This window comes from Streptomyces sp. SID13726, from assembly GCF_010548375.1.
Taxonomy (GTDB): domain Bacteria; phylum Actinomycetota; class Actinomycetes; order Streptomycetales; family Streptomycetaceae; genus Streptomyces.
This window is the reverse complement of sequence record NZ_JAAGLY010000054.1, coordinates 1-2536: the sequence shown is the minus strand read 5'-3', so window position 1 is coordinate 2536 and position 2536 is coordinate 1. Positions and strand designations below refer to the sequence as shown.

Sequence of the window (2536 nt, the reverse complement as noted above, 5' to 3'; positions counted from 1 at the left end):
TGACGGCGGTCAGTAGATACTCCCCGTAGGCGGCCACTTAGCGCCCCATTCATGGCCAAGGGTTGCCCCACGGACGGCCGTATATCTCCCCGGACCTGGACCGATACCGGTCGACGAAGCTGGCCGGTGTGAAGAACAGCAGGGAGATCATGGAGATCCTTGAGGCATACGACCTCACGGGGAGTTACCGAGCGGCGGCCGAGCTGGCCGGCTGCGACCACCACACGGTGGCCCGGTATGTGCAGGCTCGGGCCGAGGGCAAGAGCCCGACCGAGCGCCAGCACCGGGCCCGCCCGATCGACGAATACCTCGCGAAGATCGAGGAGTTGGTGGTGAACTCCCACGGCCGGATCCGTGCCGATGTCGTGCACCGGCGGATCACGGCGATGGGCTTCACGGGCGGGCAAAGGACCACCCGGCGGGCGGTCGCGGAGGTCAAGGCGAGCCTGCGGGCCGGATCACGGCGGGTCTATCGGCCGTGGATCACCGAGCCGGGTCTGTGGCTGCAGTGGGACTGGGGCGAGGGCCCGCGAATCGGCGGACGTCGTACTTCGTTGTGGTGCGCCTGGCTGGCCTGGTCCCGTTTCCGCGTCGTCATCCCGGTGTTCGACAAGACCCTGCCGACAATCGTGGCCTGCCTGGACGCCACCCTGCGGCGAATAGGAGGGGTGCCGGCCTATGCGCTGACCGACAACGAGAAGACGGTCACCACGATGCACGTCGCGAACATCGCGGTCCGCAACCCGGAGATCGTCGAGGTCGCCCGGCACTACGGACTGACCATCCGTACTTGCCTGCCGGCCGACCCGGAAACCAAGGGAGGATCCGAGGCGACGGTCCGCATCGCGAAGGCCGACCTGGTGCCCACCGACGCCAACCTGCTTGAGCAGTACGGATCGTTCGGACACCTGGAGGCGGCCTGCCGCGACTTCTGCGACGAGGTCAACAACCGGATCCACCGGGCCAGCCGACGCAAGCCCGCCGAGGCCCTCGCCGAGGAACGCGGGCGGCTGCACCCGCTGCCGAAGGAGCCCTTCGCGGTCGCCTTCGGCACCACGAGACGGGTGAACTGGGACGCCACCATCTCCGTTGACGGCGTGCGCTATTCGGTCCCGCACCAGTTGGTCGACACCCGCGTCTGGGCCCGGTTCAACGGCGACGAACTGATCGTCACCGCGGTCGGCGAGGACGGACCCGTCGAGGTCGCCCGGCACGACCGCTCGACTCCCGGCAGCCCGCAGATCAAGGACGAGCACTACCCGCCCCGGCAGGACAAGGCGGGCGACCGGACGCCGAAGGCGAACTCGGCCGAGGAGGCCGCCTTCCTCGCGCTCGGTCCCGGGGCGGCGTCCTGGCTGATCGAGGCCGGGGCGGCCGGAGCCCGCAGGGTCAAGTCGAAGATGGCCGAGGCCGTCGCGCTGGCCAAGCTCCACTCCGCCGCCGACGTCGACCGGGCCCTGGGTTCCGCGGCCATCGCCGGACGGTTCGCGGAGAACGACCTGATCCGCATCCTCACCTACCAAGTCGGCCTGGAAACAGTCGAACCCACACGGCCATCCGAGAACCACAGCCTGCAGCCGGGCACCTCCGCCTGGTCCAACTTCGGCGTCGCCGATGAGAAGGAAGAGCACTGATGGCCACCCCGATCCGCACCGTCACCGGCACCCACGGCGATCCCCTCGCCGAGGCCATCGAGCTCACCCGGCGGCTGAAACTCCCGCACATCCGGCGGGCGTTGACCGACCTGATCCCCACCGCGAAGGCCCAACGCTGGGACCCCGCCGAGGTCGTCCGTGTCCTTCTCTCGGAGGAGGCGGCCGGCCGGGACGCCGCGAACCTCCGTACTCGCCGCAAGCGGGCCGGGTTCCCCGCGGGCAAGACCTTCGGCGACTGGGACGAGACCGCCTCCTCCATTCCGCGGCCGACCCAGGACTCGCTGAAGATGCTGGAGTGGGTCAGCCGCAAGGAGAACCTCTGCATCTGCGGGCCGTCCGGGACCGGAAAGTCGCACTTCACCGAGGCCCTCGGTCAGGCCGCCATCGAGGCCGGCATGACGGTCGCCTGGTTCACCATCGAAGACCTCGGAGCCCTCGTCCGCCGCCACCGGGCCGACGACTCGCTGGCCAGAGCGATGGCCCGGCTGATCCGAACAGACCTGATCATCGTTGACGACATCGGGCTCCTGCCGGTGTCACCCGACGCCGCCGAGGGTTTCTATCGCCTCGTCGATGCCGCATATGAACGGCGGGCGTTGGCCGTCTCCAGCAACCTCCACCCCTCCGGCTTCGACGAGATCATGCCCAAGACCCTGGCCACGGCCACTGTCGACCGGCTGCTGCACCACGCTCACGTCGTGGTCACCCAGGGTGATTCCTTCCGGCTGAACCAGGCCACCAGCGGTCAGGGGGTGATCCCCTTGCGCTGATCCACCCACCAACAGCGGGGAGATATCTGGCCGCGGTTGGGGAAGAACTGCTGGCCGCCAGTGGGGAGAATTACTGGCCGCCTCCGGGGAGAACTGAGTGGCCGTTGACAC

2 protein-coding genes are annotated in these 2536 nt (G+C 68.8%); both read left to right on the top strand.

Going from position 1 to position 2536, the window contains the following annotated elements:
- The first annotated feature begins 128 nt into the window (after positions 1-128).
- Complete coding sequence (gene istA, locus G3I78_RS46270) at positions 129-1634, top strand: IS21 family transposase (RefSeq protein ID WP_164436521.1); 1506 nt, start codon at positions 129-131, stop codon at positions 1632-1634.
- Positions 1634-2425: an IS21-like element helper ATPase IstB gene (gene istB / locus G3I78_RS46265; protein ID WP_164436519.1), complete on the top strand. Its 792-nt coding sequence runs from the start codon at positions 1634-1636 to the stop codon at positions 2423-2425. The genes istA and istB overlap by 1 nt, the downstream gene beginning before the upstream one ends.
- The last annotated feature ends 111 nt before the right edge of the window (positions 2426-2536 follow it).

Bases quoted from the DNA above. Each gene is read 5' to 3' on its own strand.
- istB (WP_164436519.1), top strand. From the start codon at position 1,634: ATGGCCACCCCGATCCGCACCGTCACCGGCACCCACGGCGATCCCCTC.